The organism is Pseudoalteromonas sp. NSLLW218, assembly GCF_015864775.1.
Taxonomy (GTDB): Bacteria; Pseudomonadota; Gammaproteobacteria; order Enterobacterales; family Alteromonadaceae; genus Pseudoalteromonas.
Window position 1 is genome coordinate 56599 of record NZ_JADYWO010000006.1, and the last position, 18005, is coordinate 74603.

Consider the following 18005-nt stretch of genomic DNA (forward strand, 5'->3'; position numbering starts at 1 on the left):
TACTTAAATGTAACAAGGCCCGAGCTCTATGCCACTTGAAGCTACTAACTATTTGTTAATTGACATAGACAACGAATTTAGCCGTGCATTTGCCGAATTCTATGTTAATAATGGCAAAACCAAAGCGAGTACGCTTATTGCAGCAGGCAATAATACCCGTCAGTTAGTAAAGATGATGTTTGACGAGCTTATTAAAGACTATAGTTATTGCGATCTTGAGAACGAAATCAGCGTTTCTGAATTAATTAACTATCTAAAAGAGCATCACGATTTACACGGAGTACTTTTTAATAATACCGATTACTTACTCGCAAGTGATAAACAACGCTTTATTTATAACTCCTTACATGAAAAACGCTTTTTAATAAACCTTGATGATACAGGCTATACACTAAGCCGAGTTACTGACGAAACATTAACCGAACCTTCGCAAAATCACCATGATATAGCACACACACCACAAGATTTAATAGATCTCGCCGAGCAACTTAATAAAAATAAATAATTGCGCACAGCTCCCAGCTTACTTACCATAGCAGTATATATTTTTATGCTAAGTAGTAAGTGACGCACTATGCGAGTTCCTCATATTTATCAAACATCGAGTATTGCCCTAAACACCCCTGTAACCTTAGATGAGGATGCTGCAGGGCATATTGGCAGAGTGCTGCGCATGAAAGTAGGCGAGCATGTATCTATTTTTAATGGCGAAGGCGGCGAATACCTTAGTGAAATAATTGAAGTAACAAAAAAAACAGTCGTCGTAATGCCATTAGAGCTTAATCCCCACGATGTAGAATCTCCGCTTAAAATTCATTTAGGCCAGTGTGTATCCCGTGGTGATAAAATGGACTTTACAATTCAAAAGTCAGTTGAACTGGGCATTACCGAAATCACCCCACTTTTTAGTCAGCGCTGTGGCGTGAAACTAATGGGCGATCGCCTTGAGAAAAAACACCAACAATGGCAAAAAATTGCAATTGCAGCGGCAGAGCAATCTGGGCGTAATTTTGTGCCAATTATTCATCCTCCTGTCGATTTAAAACAATGGCTTGCACAACAAACCAATGCAATTAAGCTCACTCTCCACCCTCGTGCTGAGCACAGCATTAAAACCATTACGGTACCTAAAGATGGCGTACGCTTTTTAGTCGGCCCAGAAGGCGGCTTTACCGACGATGAAATGGCACTAACTAAACAACTAGAATTTGTAGATATTCGCTTAGGCCCGCGCGTTTTACGAACGGAAACAGCCGCTTTAACGGTCTTAAGTGCATTACAACTTCAATTTGGCGATTTAGCTAATTGAAATAACTAAAAGCACCCTCATATAAACAGTAACATTTATAGTAAGGCACAGCGCATGGCAATTAAGTTAGGTATTATTTCAGATCCTATTAGTGGATTTAACATCAAAAAAGACACCGGTTTTGCAATGATGATGCAAGCGCAAGAACGCGGCTACGAAATTTATTATATGGAGATGGATGATTTATCTCTTCGTAAAGGTAAGTCGTACGCTTCAGCGTCTAAAGCGCAAGTGTTTAATAATGCAGAAAAATGGTACGAGCTTGAAGAAAAAGCCACTATAGCGCTTGCCGATCTTGATGTGATTTTAATGCGTAAAGATCCTCCTTTTGATACTGAATACATTTACGCGACTTATATTTTAGAACGTGCAGAACAAGAAGGTACGTTAATAATTAACAAGCCACAAAGTCTTCGCGATGCTAACGAAAAGCTATTTACAGCATGGTTTAGCGAACATACGCCAGATACCCTGGTTACACGCAGTCAAAAACAAATTCGTGAGTTTTTAGCCGAGCATAAAGACGTTATTTTAAAACCCCTTGATGGCATGGGCGGCGCATCTATCTTCCGCCTTAGAGAAGACGATGCCAACATTGGTGTAATTTGTGAAACGCTAACCGAGCACGGCAGCCGCTTTGCTATGGTGCAAAATTACATCCCAGAGATCAAACAAGGCGACAAGCGCGTATTGGTTATTGATGGCGAGGTTATTCCGTATTGTTTAGCGCGTATTCCACAAAATGGTGAGACACGCGGTAATTTAGCTGTTGGCGGTCGAGGCGAAGCGCGCCCACTTAGTGAATCTGATTTAAAAATTGCGCAAGCAGTTGCGCCAACGCTTAAAGAAAAAGGCTTAATATTTGTAGGTTTAGATATTATTGGCGATAAATTAACTGAAATTAACGTAACTGCACCAACGTGCGTGCGCGAAATTGAAGCTGCTTATGATATCTCTATTACAGGTATTTTGTTTGATGCAATTGAAAGAAAGTTAGATAAATAAGCATCTATCTGTCGTTATTAAAAGCACTTTCGTGTCATGAATTTAATATAGTTGTTAACTATTAATCTTTAAACCGTATGAGAGTGCTTTTTTAATTTTAAAAACAAAGGTATGTGCCATACTCAAAGTTCATTAACTAAAAAGGGTGAAGTCTATGCAATCATTAGAAAATCATTTTTTAATCGCGATGCCGTCGATGCAAGACCCTTTTTTTAAACGTGCTGTTACCTATATTTGTGAGCACAATGAAGATGGGGCTATGGGCTTGGTAATAAACCAACCTATTGATGTTACTGTTGGCGAACTTTTAGATAAAATAGAAATTGATAACGACAAAACTCAAAACGCAGCAAAAGTAAGTGTATTTGCAGGCGGACCCGTTAAAACTGACCGTGGTTTTGTACTGCACTCTCCTCAACCGGGTTATTCAGCGAGTCAAAAGCTCAGTAGCGATATTATGATCACTACCTCAAAAGACGTTTTAGCAAGCTTAACCACAGCACAAGCACCTGAGCAATTTATTATTACACTGGGTTATTCAGGGTGGGAGCAAGGACAACTCGAACAAGAGTTACTTGATAACAGCTGGTTGATCATAGAAGCAGATCCAAAGATCATTTTTAATACCCCCGTTGAAAAACGGTGGGAAAAAGCAGTTTCAATGTTGGGCTTTGATATTAGCCAACTCAGCCTTGAAGCTGGTCACGCATAACAACTTAAAATTTAAACAAGATACACATGACAAAAAAATCGCTTAAGCCGCAAGGCGAACGCACTGTAATGGGCTTTGACTTTGGCACCAAAAGTATTGGTATTGCTATTGGGCAAGAGCTAACAGGCAGCGCGTCTAGCCTTAAGGCTGTAAAAGCACAAGATGGTATTCCTAATTGGGACCATATTGCTGTGCAAGTGGCCGAATGGCAGCCTGACTTAATGGTTGTTGGCTTACCACTAAATATGGATGGAACGTCACAAGAGGTTACCTTTAAAGCAAAAAAGTTTGCCAACAGATTGCATAATCATTATGGCATTCCTGTGCAAACACAAGACGAGCGTTTAACGACCGCGGATGCTAAAGCGCGACTTTTTGAAAGTGGCGGCTATAAAAACTTAGGCAAAGGTAACGTAGATAATATGTCTGCGGTTATTATTTTAGAAAGTTTTTTTGAGTCTAGTTACGGTGAATAAGCCTGCTATATAAACAACTCGTTATATACAAAAAAAGCGCCAATTGGCGCTTTTTTTGTATTAATACTTAATAGAAAATTCGTTGGTTTATTGATCGCTATTTTTATCGTCAAGGCCATCAATAGTAACGCCTTGTAAAAAGCCCGCACCTTGCTGTTCGTTATTGCGCAGTTTAATCATTAAGCGTAAATCATTCGGCGAATCAGCATGATGCAGTGCATCGGCGTAATTAATTCGCTGCTGTCTGTATAACTCAAATAGCGCTTGGTCAAAGGTTTGCATGCCCATCTCTTTCGATTTAGCCATTGCCTCTTTAATACCACCAATATCACCGTTTTTAATCAGTTCAGCAACCATTGGTGAGTTAAGCAATATTTCAATAGCTGCAACACGACTTTCACCATCAGCAGTCGGTACTAATTGCTGGGCTACAATGGCGCGTAAGTTAAGTGCTAAATCGTACTTAAGCTTATCGTGTTTTTCTTTGGGGACTAAATGCATAATACGGTCAATTGCTTGGTTAGCATTATTAGCATGCAGTGTTGCAACACACAGGTGACCTGTTTCGGCAAAGCTTAGTGCGTATTCCATAGTTTCTTGAGAGCGAATTTCACCAATCAAAATTACATCGGGCGCTTGGCGCAATGAGCTTTTAAGTGCTGACTCAAAGCTTTCGGTATCAAGCCCTACTTCGCGTTGAGTAATAATGCTTTTACGATGCTCATGAACAAATTCAATCGGATCTTCAATAGTCAGTATATGACCACGTTGGTTACGGTTTCTGTAGCCAATAAGTGCAGCTAGTGAGGTTGATTTACCGGTGCCAGTACCACCGACAAACAATACTAGGCCACGCTTAGACATAATTACATCGGTAAGAATTGAAGGTAGACCTAGCTCACTCACATCAGGTATTTGCGTCACAATACGACGAATAACCATACCTGCTTTATCGCGTTGCCAAAAAGCAGAAATACGAAAACGCCCTTCGTCGGTGGCAATCGCAAAGTTACATTCTTTTGTTGTATGAAACTCTGCTTTTTGTTTTTCGCTCATTGCAGATTCAACTAGCTCAAGCGATTGCTCATCAGTAAGCCTATCATCGCTTAGAGCTATTAACTCACCGTTTATTTTTGCGCTTACAGGTAGCTGACTCGATACAAATAAGTCAGATCCTTTTTTCTCAATCATGATAAGTAAAAAGTCGTTTAAAGATAAAGCCATAATAGTTTCTTACCCACCAAATTGTGTTTTGTCTTGTGCTTTTTCTTTCGCTGCAGCATTTGTAACAATGCCATGATTAACTAAATTAGTTAAACATTGATCCATTGTTTGCATGCCTACAGACGCACCTGTTTGAATAGACGAGTACATTTGTGCAATTTTATCTTCACGAATCAAGTTACGAATAGCAGGTACTGCAATCATAATTTCGTGTGCCGCAACTCGCCCGCCGCCAATCTTTTTAAGCAGTGTTTGCGAGATAACAGCACGCAAAGATTCAGATAACATTGAACGTACCATTGACTTTTCCTCACCTGGGAATACATCGATAATACGGTCAATGGTTTTTGGTGCAGACGTAGTATGTAGCGTGCCAAACACTAAGTGGCCTGTTTCGGCTGCGGTCATTGCAAGACGAATTGTTTCTAAATCACGTAACTCACCTACAAGTATTACATCAGGGTCTTCACGCAATGCACTACGTAGCGCGTTTGAAAAGCTATGTGTATCGCGATGTACTTCACGTTGATTAATAAGGCTTAATTTATTATCGTGAACAAACTCGATTGGATCTTCGATTGTTAGAATATGGTGATGTTTATTTTGATTTATATAATCGACCATAGCGGCAAGTGTTGTTGATTTACCAGAGCCCGTTGGGCCTGTCACTAACACGAGTCCACGTGGGGTATCGGAGATTGTTTTAAAAATATCTGGCGCACCTAAATCATCAAGCGTTAACACTTCACTTGGTATGGTACGAAATACCGCAGCAGGCCCGCGATTAGAGTTAAATGCATTCACACGAAAACGTGCTAAATTAGGCACTTCAAACGAAAAATCCACTTCGAGATTTTGTTCGTAGTCCTTGCGTTGATTATCGTTCATAATATCGTAAACCAGACTGTTTACGTCTTTATCTGCAAGGGCTGGTATATTAATGCGGCGAACATCACCGTCTACGCGTATCATAGGTGAAACACCCGATGATAAATGTAAATCGGATGCTTTGTGTTGCACACTAAACGCTAATAATTCGGTAATATCCATTTATGACTCCACAACTAACTGATAAATATATGGTTACAATAGCAGAACGACTCACATCCGCCTACGCTAGAATTGCAGACGCGGCAAAAAACGCACAGCGAAACACTAACGAAGTTACTTTACTGGCAGTGTCTAAAACTAAACCAAGCGAAGATGTTATTGCAGCTTATGAGCATGGCCAGCGCGAATTTGGTGAATCTTATGTTCAAGAGGCTATAGATAAAATAGCTCAACTACAGTCATATAGCGATATCATTTGGCATTTCATTGGACCAATTCAATCAAATAAAAGTGCATTAGTGGCTGCCAACTTTGACTGGGTGCAAAGTGTTGATCGCATAAAAATAGCCAAACGATTAGATTCCCAGCGCCCAGACGATAAATCGCCCCTTAATGTACTTATTCAAGTAAATATAAGCGAAGAAGAAGCTAAATCGGGTTGTAGTGTTGGGCAAATTTCTGAACTTGCCGATTTTATTAACCAATGTGAGCACTTAACACTTCGCGGTTTAATGGCAATTCCGGCTAAAAGTGACGATCTGGATACGCAAATTCAATCTTTTGAGCAATTACAAACTTGCTTTGATAAACTAAAGACCCAATATCCTCAAGTAGATACTTTGTCGATGGGTATGAGCGGTGATGTTGAAGCTGCCATTAGTGCAGGCTCAACCATGGTAAGAGTCGGCACAGACATTTTTGGAACACGAACTTAAAAGGTGATAACAGATTTATGTCAGATAAAAAAATCGCATTTATAGGCACAGGTAATATGAGCTACGCCATTATTGGTGGCATGGTAAAAAACGGTTTTAACGCAAGTAACATTATTGCGACTAACCGCAACCAAGAAAAGCTTGCAAAGGTAGCAGCCGATTTCAAGGTGCAAACCACCAGTGACAATAACGAAGCCCTGCGCGATGCTGATGTAATTGTTTTGTCTGTTAAACCACAAATGATGGGCGATTTATGTAAATCGTTTCAAGATTCGGGCGTAGATTTTAGCGACAAACTGTTCATTTCGGTTGCTGCGGGCTTAACTGTAAAACGCCTTCGCGAAATGCTAGGTCAAGACGTTAAAATGGTACGCTGTATGCCAAACACACCGTCTTTATTAGGCCGTGGTGTATCAGGTTTATATGGCGCGGGCGAAACACAAAGCGAACACGAGTTTGTACAACAAGTTTTTGAATGCACTGGCATTGTTGTATGGGTTGAAAAAGAATCTCAAATTAACGACATTATTGCTGTGACTGGCTCTTCGCCTGCTTACTTTTTCTTATTTATGGAAGCCATAGAAGAAAAAGCCAAAGCGCTGGGCTTTAATGATGAAGACGCTCGTCGCCTGGTACAACAAACAGCCCTTGGCGCCGCCGAAATGGCACTTAGCCAACCTGATATTACTATTTCGCAACTACGTTCAAACGTAACATCTAAAGGCGGTACGACTCATGCAGCTGTTGAGCACTTAAAAGATGAAGGCTTAACTAAAACCGTTGGCGATGCAATGGATGCGTGTATTGCGCGTGCGATGCAAATGGAAAAAGAACTTTAAAACCACTTTTTTATTGAAGGTTACACTATGAATGCCATGCAATTTTTGATCAGTACCCTGTTTGATTTGTTTTTAATGGTGGTATTACTGCGCTTTTGGCTGCAGTGGGCAAAAGCCGACTTTTATAATCCAATGAGCCAGTTTGTGGTTAAAGCCACGTCGTTTGCGGTAAAACCACTGCGTAAAATTATTCCGGGGTTTGGCGGACTTGATTTAGCATCTTTGTTGCTGGCATTTATAGTGGCTGTAGCCAAAATTAGTACTTTAATGCTTGTTATATATAATGCGTGGGCAATACAGCCTGTACTTATTCAAGCACTTATAACGGTACTAAAAGAAGGCCTTAACTTAGTTTTTTGGGTACTTATTATTCGCGCTATTTTAAGTTGGGTTAGCCAAGGTTATAACCCTATAGAAGCCGTTTTCCATCAGCTTACTGAACCAATGCTAAAACCAATTCGTAAAATATTACCATCAATGGGTGGCTTAGATTTATCAGTTTTAGTGCTTATTATTGGTATTCAGTTTTTGCAAATGTTGCTTATGGACTTTTTAGTCTAAGCACTTAATTTTTGAGTAAAAGAGGCCCAAAGGCCTCTTTTTTATATGTTTTGAGGAATACATGATGAACCGTTTAATTAAGTTTTGTTTTATTGCTTGTTTAGCATTTGCATTTAACGCGCAAAGCGAAGAAATGCAAGGCGCACAATACAAAGAGCTTGGCCCTTGGCAAGTGCATTACATCGCTTTTCCTTCTACTTTTATTCAGCCAAAAATAGCGAAAGCGTATGGCCTTGAGCGAAGCGGATACAAAGGCATTGTGAATATTTCTGTTTTAAAAAATGATGCCGAAAACACAGCCCAAACGGCAAAGCTTACAGGCACAGCTAAAAACCTACTTGGCAACAAGCAAACGCTTACTTTTAAAGAAGTAAAAGAAGGTGAGTCAATTTATTACCTTGCCCAAGTTGATTACACCAACGAAGAGATTTTACGCTTTGAGATTGAAATACAACAAAGTAATCAATTTCAAAAATTACAGTTTCAGCAAAAATTTTACGTAGATTAATAACATGACCAAAACTTTAGTACTTGCTACAGGTAACCCTGGCAAAGTAAAAGAGCTAGCTAACATGCTAAGCTCTCTGAATATTAATGTAGTTCCACAGAGCGATTTTAATGTAAGTGAAGTTGCCGAAACCGGCACTACCTTTGTTGAAAATGCCATTATTAAAGCGCGCCATGCCGCTAAAATTACTGGCATGGCAGCTATTGCCGATGACTCTGGTTTAGAAGTTGATGGCTTAAATGGCGCGCCCGGCGTTTACTCAGCCCGTTTTGCAGGCCCAGGTGCCAGCGATCAAGATAACATTGATAAGTTACTCGTTGATTTGGGTAATAACCCTATCCGTAGTGCTCGTTTTTGGTGTGTACTGGTATTAATGCGCCACGCAGATGACCCTACTCCACTTATTTGCAGTGCAAGCTGGGAAGGCGAAATTACATTAACTCAAAATGGCAACGGTGGCTTTGGTTACGATCCGGTGTTTTTTGTAGCAGAGAAAAATTGTACGAGTGCTGAGCTTACAAAAGAGCAAAAAAATGCAGTGAGTCATCGCGGACAAGCGCTACAAAAATTATTGCTAGAGCTAAAGCAAAAAGGCGGCCTGTGAACCTTCCACCACTGAGCTTATATGTGCACGTGCCTTGGTGCGTGCAAAAATGCCCGTACTGCGATTTTAATAGCCACGGACAAAAAGGTGAAATACCTGAAGCTGAATATGTTCAGCATTTAATTGATGATTTAAAAGCTGATTTGCACTTAGTGCAAGGGCGTAAAATTCACAGCATTTTTATTGGTGGCGGCACTCCAAGCTTATTAACTGGTACAGCTTACACCCGCTTACTAAAAGAAGTCGATAGCCTAATTGGACTTGAAGACAACTGCGAAATTACCCTTGAAGCCAACCCTGGCACAGTAGAAACAGGTCGTTTTAAAGATTACGTAAAAGCAGGTATTAACCGTATTTCTATTGGCGTGCAAAGCATGCAAAACGACAAGTTAAAAGCACTTGGTCGGATTCATGGCAGCGACGAGGCTAATTATGCTGCGCAGCAAGCTAAAGAAGCCGGTTTAAACAGCTTTAACCTTGATTTAATGCACGGCTTACCGGGGCAAACACTTGACGATGCACTGAGTGATTTAAAGCAAATAATAGCGCTAGATCCTCCGCATATATCTTGGTATCAACTAACTATTGAACCTAATACTCAGTTTGCATCAAAACCCCCAACCTTGCCACAAGACGAAACACTGTGGGACATTCAAGAACAAGGGGTCGAGTTACTAGCTCAAGCAGGTTACATACAATACGAAATATCAGGCTATGCAAAACCAGGCTATCAGTGCCAACATAACTTGAATTATTGGCGTTTTGGCGATTATCTCGGTATTGGCTGCGGCGCGCATGGTAAGGTTACTGATGCAAATACAGGGCTTATTACGCGTACCGAAAAGGTTAAACACCCACGCGGCTATATGGATTTAATTAAACCGTATATGTACAAAAGCTGGCATGTAGAGCAAGACGATTTAGCGTTTGAATTTTTTATGAATCGCTTTCGCCTTGTTGAGCCTTGCCCAATTAATGATTTTAATAAATTAACAACACTGCCACTGCAAAGTCAGCAAAGTGCATTAAACCAAGCAATTAATAAAGGTTTATTGACTCAAACAGGCAGTCATTGGCAGGTAAGCTTAAAAGGTCATCGCTTTTTGAATGACCTGCTAGAATTATTTGTGTAGCGCCCAGCGCTACACAAAAAATAAATATAAAACACCCTAATGGGTTTCTAACAACAAAAGGGAAAACAATGCGTAAACTTACCTTTATTGCGGCCGCAGTAAGCGTTGCACTACTTGCTGGTTGCCAGCAAACAACACAACAAGCGACTTCAGCTCCTATTGCACAAGCAGCAGTTCAATCACAACAAAGTGAAATAGACAAAGCCAATGCGTTTTTTGAAGACACATTTAACCGCGATGTAATGAGCAGTCCTGTATATCAAACATACATGGGTATTAAGCAAGATTACGATAAGTGGGACGATGGCAGCGAAGAAAGACAGCTTAAAGATTTAGCGCAAACAAAAGCTGACCTCGTTGCACTAAAAGCAATTAGCCGTGATTTATTAGATGATGCAACAAAAGTTAGCTACGACTTAAAAAAACAAGATCTTGAAAGCTCAATTGCTGACTTTAAATGGCGTTACCATAACTACCCTGTGAACCAAATGTTTGGTACACATTCTATGATCCCTGCATTTTTAATTAATCAGCACTCAATTAGTAATGTAAAAGAAGCTAAAGACTACATTTCACGTTTAAATGGTGTAACTGGTGTTATTGATCAGCTTATTATTGATTTAACTGTACGTGCAGAAAAAGGCATCATTGCCCCTAAATTTGTGTTCCCACATGTTATTGATTCAAGCAAAAACATTATTCACGGTGCACCGTTTGAAAAAGGCGATGATTCTACATTGCTTGCTGACTTTAAGCGTAAAGTAACAGCGCTTGAAATTAGCCAAGACGAAAAAGACTCGTTAATCAGCGATGCATCAGATGCATTAAAATCGGCTGTTAAACCATCTTACTCTAAGCTAATTAATTACCTAGCGCAGCTTGAGAAACGTGCTGATGATCGCGATGGCGCATGGAAACTACCTGACGGCGAAGCGTTTTATAACAACGCACTTAAGCGCACAACTACAACAGATTTAACAGCTAAAGAAATTCATGCAATTGGTCTATCTGAAGTGACACGTATTCATGATGAAATGCGTGAAATTAAAGATAAAGTGGGCTTTAAAGGCGACTTAAAAGCGTTTATGCAGTTTATGAAAACTGACAAGCAATTTTACTACCCTAATGATGCACAAGGTAAACAACGCTATCTTGATGAAGCCACTGGGCTTATTGATACAATGAAAACGCGTTTAGATGAGCTATTCATTGTTAAGCCAAAAGCTGATTTAAAAGTAAAAGCAGTTGAAGCATTCCGTGAAAAAGCGGCAGGTAAAGCATTTTACCAACAGCCAGCTCCGGATGGTTCACGCCCAGGTGTTTACTACGCAAACCTTTACGATATGGAAGCAATGCCAACGTATCAAATGGAAGCACTGGCTTACCATGAAGGTATTCCAGGACACCACATGCAAATAGCTATTTCGCAAGAGTTAGAAGGTGTTCCTAAATTCCGTAAGTTTGGTGGCTACACAGCGTATATTGAAGGCTGGGGTTTATACTCAGAGTTCATTCCTAAAGAAATGGGCATGTACTCAGACCCTTACTCAGATTTTGGTCGTCTTTCAATGGAATTATGGCGCGCATGTCGTCTAGTAGTTGATACGGGTATTCACGCAATGAAGTGGACTCGCCAAGAAGGTATTGATTACTACGTAAATAACACGCCTAATGCAACATCTGACGGTGTTAAAATGGTTGAGCGTCACATTGTAATGCCTTCACAAGCAACGGCTTATAAAGTGGGTATGCTTAAGATTCTAGAACTTCGTGAAGACGCTAAAAAGCAACTTGGTGATAAATTTGATATTCGCCAGTTCCACGACGTAGTACTTAAAAATGGCCCGGTGCCACTTAATGTACTAGAAAATTTTGTAAATGAATGGGTAGCAAGCAAAAAGGCTTAAAACCAATTTAAACAATTGCTTTAAATATGAAAGGTCGCATTTGCGGCCTTTTTTGTTTTATAGTAGTAAAAAAGATTTTTGGAAATAATAATGGATTTAAGCATACAACTACTTAATGCGCGTATTTCAAAGCAGCAGTTAAATGAGCTCGATAACGACTTTAAGCAGTTAAGCCCTGCTCAGCAAACTTTGCAGCTTAACCATTTATATGACAGTGCCCAACGGTTGAGTGTTAAGTATGACTTTATGCAAAACATAGCAACCCGTATACTAAGTACTAATACAGCACCTTCTCCATTTATTAATCAACTCACTAATATTGACGCATTGAGTTTTTTTACCCCAGCGCTGAGAGTAAATAAAGGCTTTTTAGTACAAGATACACAAGGAAATAACGTACTGCACAATGTGTTTAAGCATGCCGATGCTACAAAGCTGCCATTTAACTATGTGCGTTCTTTAATGTTGTTTGAATCAAATGATGACTTAGTTAAAGCGCTTGCGCAGCCCAACTCAGAGGGGTTAACACCTGTTGCCTGCTACATTGCCTACGCAAATAAACCAAGCACACCGGTAAAGCATGAATTTTCAGCTTTGTTAGCATTAATGGAAATAGAGCAAAAACAAAATCCGAACGCAAAACAGCAGCTTATTAACGTATTAAAAGGACAAAAACTTAACGAAACCACAATTTTACTGAGCGCAGCTTATTTACAACGCTCAACGGCGCAAGTTGTGCACCTAATCAAGGCGCTTTAATTCACCCACTACTTCTATACGCACACTATCTATAGCGTGTGTAATGGATTGCGCAGCACTTTCGTGCTCAACCATATTTGGCCAATTTGTTTGCCAGACCTTTTGTAAGTCTTTTGTTTTTAAATGTACTTTATCAACGGCTAAGTAGCTTAAGTCGTGAATTAAGTTAACTTTAACCCAGCCTTTTCTAGGGCTACCATCTATTTTGTTATTGTCGTAATGTGCGGCAAATACTATAAGCTCAAGCTCGGCTAGTTCTTGTAATATTTGAAAGCTAGCAATGCGTGTATTGTTGTTCTCTTCACTTGCCTCCATTCGCCATGCATTATAACTAAAGCCTATAAACGCAAATACTACGCTCGCTATAGCAGTAAAAAAGTACGAACGGGGAGCCAGTACAAACTGACCATATTTAGACTCTGACATATTATTTCCTAGGGCCTGCTTATCTTTCGAGGTTGAATTTGCAGCAGTATGTTTGGTATTTAGGCAAGGCAGAGCCTATGCAGTGTGGTTATTCCCCATAAATAGTTGATAACGTGGAATAAATGCCAAACATGCGCTGCCCGAAGGGTTCTGCCTAGGGGCAATTTACTCTTTGTTGCTCGGTTTTTACTTATTCTTACATGGATGTAAGCCATTAGAATAACGCAGGAGCAGTTATCGAGCCCGCTAGGTTACAAACCTCACGCCGCGATTAAATCGCCCCTAGATTGAACAAATTTTAATCCTGAAAGGTCAACAGGCCCTAGTCATTTAAATAATATTCAACACTGGTTACCACTCTTATATTTTTTATTTGCGGTGTATTTGAATCTCGATTACTGATACTAAATTGCCCTTGGCGAGCTGTTTTTATTTTGCCTAATTTTGAATTAGAGTCTTTAGCAAATTTATTAGCGACTTCACGCGCTTTTTCAGTTGCTTCTTGCACCATCGCAGGTTTTACATCATTGAGGCCTGTAAAAATGTATTCAACTTTTGTTTCGTAGCTGTCCTGCACTATTGCGATATCTTGTTTAGCAAGCTGGCTTACTTTGCTCAGCGCATTTTGTACTTTATCTGGCGCAGCAGAATAAACAATAATATTTGAGCGCACTATGTATCTAAACTGCTGATTTTCGTTACTGTATTCACGTGCTTGCTTATCAATAACTGACTGGCTGCCTATTGTTATTTCATCGTCGTCAAAACCATGCAGTTTTAAAAAAACAGTTACAGCATCATTTTTTTTCTCAACTCGGCTGACTAATTTTTCAAGATTATTGTCGGCATCACTAAATTGCAGAGGCCAAATTACTGTATCGGCTATTACTTCTCGCTCGGCCAACCCCTTAACCTGCACAGTACGTTCCATCTCTTTTACACTCAAAGCTGTACTCTTTAAAATAAACCCTAAGCTAATTAAGCCTATACTTAAACAAATAGCCGCTACAACAATGTAAAAACCGGGGGTTTTATTCACAATAATCTCCTTGATTGATATCAATAATAAGCATCTAGACGCTCGAAATAACACAGTAAACAGGGTACATTGAGACTATAAATAACGCAAAATTTAATCAGCCTAGGAAAAACCATGAGCCTTAAGCGCATTACCCAGTTTTTTAATCCAAGCTCAGTGGCCGTTATTGGTGCCTCTAATATATCAACTCGTGCTGGTTTTGTGGTTATGCGCAATTTGCTTCAAGGCGGCTTTAAAGGGCCGATAATGCCTGTTACTCCAAGCCATAGCGCAGTACATGGCGTGCTTGCTTACCCCACTATTGCTGACTTACCAAAAGTACCCGACCTTGCTGTTATTTGTACTAACAAAAACACCTTAATTGATATTATTGAGCAGCTTGGAGAGCTTGGCTGCAAAACGGCGATTGTTATTGCTGATGGGCTTTCTGGAGAGCAAAAAAGCGCGCTCATAGCATGCGCTCAAGCCAAGCAAGTTACTTTGCTCGGGCCAAATTGTTTAGGCTTGCTGATCCCTCATATTGGTTTAAATGCGAGCTTTTCACATACTGTGGCAAGCCCAGGTAAAATTGCATTTGTATCGCAATCAGCAGCAGTATGCTCAACCATTTTAGATTGGGCTAAAAACAAAGAAATTGGCTTTTCATATTTTGTATCGGTAGGTGACTGCCTTGATATTAACTTTAATGAACTACTCGACTTTTTAGGTCGTGATGCTAAAACCAAAGCTATTTTACTCTACATTGATAACATTGAGGATATTCGTGGTTTTATATCAGCAGCAAGAGCTGCGGCTTTTAGTAAGCCTGTAATTGCGATTAAAACAGGTAAAACAAGTGCAGGCGCACTTGCAGCCGAAATTCACACCGGCGGTAAGCAAAGCTCTGATGCTGTTTACGATGCGTTATTTCAACGTGCAGGTATGCTGCGCGTAAATGATTTACGGGAGCTATTTGCAGCGACACAAACACTTGCCATGCATCCAAAATTATTAAAAGTAGAGCAGCTAACTATCTTAACTAATGGTGGCGGGCCGGGAGTTATGGCCGTTGATGAGCTTATTCAAAGCTCCGGTAAATTAGCAGAACTAAGCATTGAAACTCGAAATGCGCTAAATAAAGTAATTCCACAATCAGAAACCACCTCAAACCCTGTGGATATTTTTGGCGACTCTGCTCCTGCTCGGTACAAACAAGCGCTGGAGATTTTATTACACGCTAAAGAAGTTAAAAATTTACTCATAATTCATACCCCATCAGCACTTGCACTCAGCGAAGACTACGCCAACGTTATTGTAGAAACCTTGCAAACATTACCCAAAATGGCGCGCCCTTACGTTATAACTAACTTTATGGGGGAGGATGCATCTTATGCTGCAAGAAAAGTATGCTCTAATAATGCTATACCGACTTATCGTACGCCCGAAGGCGCTGTTGGCGCTTTTATGCACTTGGTAACGTATCGTCGTAACCAAAAGCATTTAACGCAAACACCTGAGTCGAACACTGATGACGCAAAAATAAATAAAGTGCCAGCTAAAGCACTTATTAATGAATTTTTAGATGAAGGACAAAGCTACTTACCTACCCATCAGGCAAGCCAAGTATTAAACCATTACGGTATTAAATGCATTCAAACTGAGGTTGCCTACACACCAACAGAAGCGAGAGAGCAAGCCATAGAGCTGGGTTTTCCAGTTGCGTTAAAGCTCATTAGCCCAAGTATTGCCTCAAAGTCTGAAGTAGGTGGTGTGGTGCTTAATTTAAACGACGCCAACGAGGTTGAACAAACCGCTTTTGCAATGCTTATACGTATTAAAAACACGTATCCGGATGCGATTATTGAAGGGTTCTCATTACAAAAAATGGCGCCGCGAGCAGGCGCAAATGAGCTGCGAATTGCGATTAAAACCGAGCCCAATTTTGGCCCTGTTATATTATTAGGTGAAGCAGGAACCGGCCTTGAATATGCACAAGCCGCTGTTGCTCTGCCTCCACTGAATATGAACTTAGCAAAGTATTTAATTGCCGCAGCGCACGATAAAGGCGTACTAAAGGAGCGCATATTACCCGAAAAGGTTGATAAGTATCGTTTATGTGCACTGCTAACACGTATTTCTCAGTTAATTATTGACCAACCTGACATAAGCTCTATGGAACTAAATCCTATCCTTGCCAGCAACGGGCAGTTTTTAGTACTCGATGCCACTATGACCCTTAACCGCTATCAAACTCAGAGCAATCGTAAGCGCTTATCTATTCGTCCCTACCCTATTGAGCTTGTTGAAGTAGTAACACTTAAAAATAACACCCAAGCTACGCTCAGGCCTATAAAGCCAGAAGATGAACAAGCTCATAAAGCATTTGACGAGTCACTTAATAAAGAAGACAGATATAAACGCTTTTTTGGCGAACTACCACAATTTAACCACGACCAACTCGCTAAAATGACGCAAATTGATTACGACCGTGAAATGGCCTTTATTGTTTGCCAACGCTTTGAAGGTAAAACCCGCACACTAGGTGTGTCTCGCGTCATTATGGATCCCGATAACCTACATGCTGAATTTGCTATTGTAGTACGCTCAGACTGCCAAGGTTTAGGGCTTGGTCGCATACTAATGAGTGCTGCAATCAACCACTGTAAACGCCAAGGTGTGGAGTCGATTGAAGGCATAACCTTACCAGAGAATACGGGGATGATTGAGCTAGCCCGAAAGTTAGGTTTTAAAATTAGTCGCGACTTTGAAGAAGGCAGTATTAATATGGTACTTAAACTTAAATAATGAATGAACCACATACTTTAAGACAAAAAATGGCCTGCCTCTTTGAAGGCACAGGTCAATACCATCGAGCAGGACATATTCTTGATATCGCGCTCATTAGCTTAATAATGATTAACGTTGTAGCCATTGTTATTGAATCAATCCCAAGTGTGGCAGAGCAGTATTACAACGAATTCTTAGTTTTAGAAATTGTCTCTGTCGCTATTTTTGCTATTGAGTACTTAGCCAGACTTTGGGCTTGCGTAGATAAAACACAATATGCAGCAATGGAAGGGTCTCATACCAAACGTCGGCTTAGCTATTTTTTCTCCCCTTTGGCAATTGTTGATTTAATTGCGATTTTACCAAGCTTAATGATGTTTTTATTTCCTCTCGATTTACGTTTTTTACGTGTGCTCCGACTATTAAGGGTATTTAAACTCACTCGCTACTCACGCGCCATGCAGCTACTTTTAAAAGCCTTTAACGATGAAGGTAGTTCATTAATGGCTGCTTTTTTTATTATGGCCGTCGTGCTTATTTTAGCTTCATGCGGAATTTACTTAATTGAGCACGACATACAACCCGATAAATTTGGCTCTATTCCTGCGGCTATGTGGTGGGCAATGGCAACACTAACGACTGTTGGTTATGGCGATGTAGTACCTATAACGCCATTGGGTAAATTTTTCGGCGGCGTTATTACACTACTAAGCATGGGAATGGTTGCGATACCTACCGGTTTACTCGCGTCTAGTTTTTCAGAACAAATACGTAAACGCCGCCAATTTTTTGAAGATGCTGTACATGAACAAATTCAAGACGGCACTCTTAATGATACTCAACAAGAACACCTAGAAGAACTACGCTATAAACTAGGCTTGAGTAAACTAGAAGCTAATAAGGCCATTAAAACGCAGTTAAATGAGCATAATAGCCATTTATTTTGTAGGCACTGCGGTAAAAGGCCTTAA

The 18005-nt window shown here is 40.2% G+C and carries 19 protein-coding genes; 15 read left to right on the forward strand and 4 right to left on the reverse strand.

What is annotated here, in order from left to right:
- Nucleotides 1–28: 28 nt before the first annotated feature.
- The 5 genes from I6E80_RS10410 (at nt 29) to ruvX (ending at nt 3502) form a co-directional block, all read left to right on the forward strand.
- Nucleotides 29–505, forward strand: coding sequence for a hypothetical protein (locus tag I6E80_RS10410; protein WP_024596223.1), 477 nt, complete (start codon nt 29–31; stop codon nt 503–505).
- Nucleotides 506–574: 69 nt separating this feature from the next.
- On the forward strand, nt 575–1309 hold the full coding sequence (gene rsmE / locus I6E80_RS10415) for a 16S rRNA (uracil(1498)-N(3))-methyltransferase (protein ID WP_197185499.1): 735 nt from the start codon (nt 575–577) through the stop codon (nt 1307–1309).
- Nucleotides 1310–1363: 54 nt separating this feature from the next.
- Nucleotides 1364–2314, forward strand: a complete 951-nt coding sequence (gene gshB, locus I6E80_RS10420) for a glutathione synthase (RefSeq protein ID WP_197185500.1) — start codon at nt 1364–1366, stop codon at nt 2312–2314.
- A gap of 154 nt (nt 2315–2468) precedes the next feature.
- Nucleotides 2469–3026 (forward strand): YqgE/AlgH family protein, encoded by a 558-nt coding sequence (locus tag I6E80_RS10425; protein ID WP_024598891.1) that lies wholly within the window; start codon nt 2469–2471, stop codon nt 3024–3026.
- 26 nt (nt 3027–3052) lie between these two features.
- Complete coding sequence (gene ruvX, locus I6E80_RS10430) at nt 3053–3502, forward strand: Holliday junction resolvase RuvX (RefSeq protein ID WP_002961947.1); 450 nt, start codon at nt 3053–3055, stop codon at nt 3500–3502.
- 87 nt (nt 3503–3589) lie between these two features.
- On the opposite strand, the gene I6E80_RS10435 is transcribed toward ruvX, so the two are convergent.
- Nucleotides 3590–4726 carry a PilT/PilU family type 4a pilus ATPase gene (locus I6E80_RS10435; protein WP_076925076.1) on the reverse strand — a complete coding sequence of 379 codons (1137 nt, stop codon included), beginning with the start codon at nt 4724–4726 and terminating at the stop codon, nt 3590–3592.
- 9 nt (nt 4727–4735) lie between these two features.
- Entirely contained in the window at nt 4736–5776 is a 1041-nt protein-coding gene (locus tag I6E80_RS10440) for a type IV pilus twitching motility protein PilT (RefSeq protein WP_007585408.1), read from the reverse strand.
- A gap of 2 nt (nt 5777–5778) precedes the next feature.
- Between I6E80_RS10440 and I6E80_RS10445 the strand changes: the two genes are divergently transcribed.
- From I6E80_RS10445 to I6E80_RS10480, 8 genes are all read left to right on the forward strand, one after another.
- Entirely contained in the window at nt 5779–6492 is a 714-nt protein-coding gene (locus tag I6E80_RS10445) for a YggS family pyridoxal phosphate-dependent enzyme (protein WP_197185501.1), read from the forward strand.
- Between the two features lie 17 nt (nt 6493–6509).
- Nucleotides 6510–7331 carry a pyrroline-5-carboxylate reductase gene (gene proC, locus I6E80_RS10450; RefSeq protein ID WP_024596216.1) on the forward strand — a complete coding sequence of 274 codons (822 nt, stop codon included), beginning with the start codon at nt 6510–6512 and terminating at the stop codon, nt 7329–7331.
- A 27-nt stretch (nt 7332–7358) separates the two neighbouring features.
- Nucleotides 7359–7892 (forward strand): YggT family protein, encoded by a 534-nt coding sequence (locus I6E80_RS10455; RefSeq protein WP_002962568.1) that lies wholly within the window; start codon nt 7359–7361, stop codon nt 7890–7892.
- Nucleotides 7893–7956: 64 nt separating this feature from the next.
- The gene (locus I6E80_RS10460) at nt 7957–8400 is read left to right on the forward strand and encodes a DUF4426 domain-containing protein (RefSeq protein WP_024596215.1); all 444 of its coding nucleotides are present in this window, start codon (nt 7957–7959) and stop codon (nt 8398–8400) included.
- Between the two features lie 4 nt (nt 8401–8404).
- Nucleotides 8405–9004, forward strand: a complete 600-nt coding sequence (locus tag I6E80_RS10465) for an XTP/dITP diphosphatase (RefSeq protein WP_182196828.1) — start codon at nt 8405–8407, stop codon at nt 9002–9004.
- The gene (gene hemW, locus I6E80_RS10470) at nt 9001–10137 is read left to right on the forward strand and encodes a radical SAM family heme chaperone HemW (RefSeq protein ID WP_024598896.1); all 1137 of its coding nucleotides are present in this window, start codon (nt 9001–9003) and stop codon (nt 10135–10137) included. The genes I6E80_RS10465 and hemW overlap by 4 nt, the downstream gene beginning before the upstream one ends.
- Before the next feature lie 68 nt (nt 10138–10205).
- Nucleotides 10206–12044: a DUF885 family protein gene (locus I6E80_RS10475; protein ID WP_197185502.1), complete on the forward strand. Its 1839-nt coding sequence runs from the start codon at nt 10206–10208 to the stop codon at nt 12042–12044.
- Nucleotides 12045–12134: 90 nt separating this feature from the next.
- Entirely contained in the window at nt 12135–12803 is a 669-nt protein-coding gene (locus I6E80_RS10480; RefSeq protein WP_197185503.1) for a hypothetical protein, read from the forward strand.
- On the opposite strand, the gene I6E80_RS10485 is transcribed toward I6E80_RS10480, so the two are convergent.
- Entirely contained in the window at nt 12786–13229 is a 444-nt protein-coding gene (locus I6E80_RS10485; RefSeq protein WP_166419701.1) for a hypothetical protein, read from the reverse strand. The genes I6E80_RS10480 and I6E80_RS10485 overlap by 18 nt on opposite strands.
- Nucleotides 13230–13551: 322 nt before the next feature.
- Nucleotides 13552–14268 (reverse strand): SIMPL domain-containing protein, encoded by a 717-nt coding sequence (locus tag I6E80_RS10490; RefSeq protein WP_197185504.1) that lies wholly within the window; start codon nt 14266–14268, stop codon nt 13552–13554.
- 114 nt (nt 14269–14382) lie between these two features.
- On the opposite strand from I6E80_RS10490, the gene I6E80_RS10495 reads away from it, so the two are divergent.
- The gene (locus I6E80_RS10495) at nt 14383–17052 is read left to right on the forward strand and encodes a bifunctional acetate--CoA ligase family protein/GNAT family N-acetyltransferase (protein WP_197185505.1); all 2670 of its coding nucleotides are present in this window, start codon (nt 14383–14385) and stop codon (nt 17050–17052) included.
- Nucleotides 17052–18005: an ion transporter gene (locus I6E80_RS10500; RefSeq protein ID WP_024590672.1), complete on the forward strand. Its 954-nt coding sequence runs from the start codon at nt 17052–17054 to the stop codon at nt 18003–18005. Before I6E80_RS10495 ends, I6E80_RS10500 begins: the two co-directional genes overlap by 1 nt.

Coding starts and splice junctions, on each gene's coding strand:
- I6E80_RS10485 (WP_166419701.1), bottom strand. CDS start 13,229: ATGTCAGAGTCTAAATATGGTCAGTTTGTACTGGCTCCCCGTTCGTAC.
- I6E80_RS10460 (WP_024596215.1), top strand. CDS start 7,957: ATGAACCGTTTAATTAAGTTTTGTTTTATTGCTTGTTTAGCATTTGCA.
- I6E80_RS10465 (WP_182196828.1), top strand. CDS start 8,405: ATGACCAAAACTTTAGTACTTGCTACAGGTAACCCTGGCAAAGTAAAA.
- I6E80_RS10440 (WP_007585408.1), bottom strand. CDS start 5,776: ATGGATATTACCGAATTATTAGCGTTTAGTGTGCAACACAAAGCATCC.
- ruvX (WP_002961947.1), top strand. CDS start 3,053: ATGACAAAAAAATCGCTTAAGCCGCAAGGCGAACGCACTGTAATGGGC.
- I6E80_RS10410 (WP_024596223.1), top strand. CDS start 29: ATGCCACTTGAAGCTACTAACTATTTGTTAATTGACATAGACAACGAA.
- I6E80_RS10475 (WP_197185502.1), top strand. CDS start 10,206: ATGCGTAAACTTACCTTTATTGCGGCCGCAGTAAGCGTTGCACTACTT.
- I6E80_RS10495 (WP_197185505.1), top strand. CDS start 14,383: ATGAGCCTTAAGCGCATTACCCAGTTTTTTAATCCAAGCTCAGTGGCC.
- I6E80_RS10500 (WP_024590672.1), top strand. CDS start 17,052: ATGAATGAACCACATACTTTAAGACAAAAAATGGCCTGCCTCTTTGAA.
- I6E80_RS10445 (WP_197185501.1), top strand. CDS start 5,779: ATGACTCCACAACTAACTGATAAATATATGGTTACAATAGCAGAACGA.
- I6E80_RS10435 (WP_076925076.1), bottom strand. CDS start 4,726: ATGGCTTTATCTTTAAACGACTTTTTACTTATCATGATTGAGAAAAAA.
- I6E80_RS10425 (WP_024598891.1), top strand. CDS start 2,469: ATGCAATCATTAGAAAATCATTTTTTAATCGCGATGCCGTCGATGCAA.
- I6E80_RS10480 (WP_197185503.1), top strand. CDS start 12,135: ATGGATTTAAGCATACAACTACTTAATGCGCGTATTTCAAAGCAGCAG.
- gshB (WP_197185500.1), top strand. CDS start 1,364: ATGGCAATTAAGTTAGGTATTATTTCAGATCCTATTAGTGGATTTAAC.
- rsmE (WP_197185499.1), top strand. CDS start 575: ATGCGAGTTCCTCATATTTATCAAACATCGAGTATTGCCCTAAACACC.
- proC (WP_024596216.1), top strand. CDS start 6,510: ATGTCAGATAAAAAAATCGCATTTATAGGCACAGGTAATATGAGCTAC.
- I6E80_RS10455 (WP_002962568.1), top strand. CDS start 7,359: ATGAATGCCATGCAATTTTTGATCAGTACCCTGTTTGATTTGTTTTTA.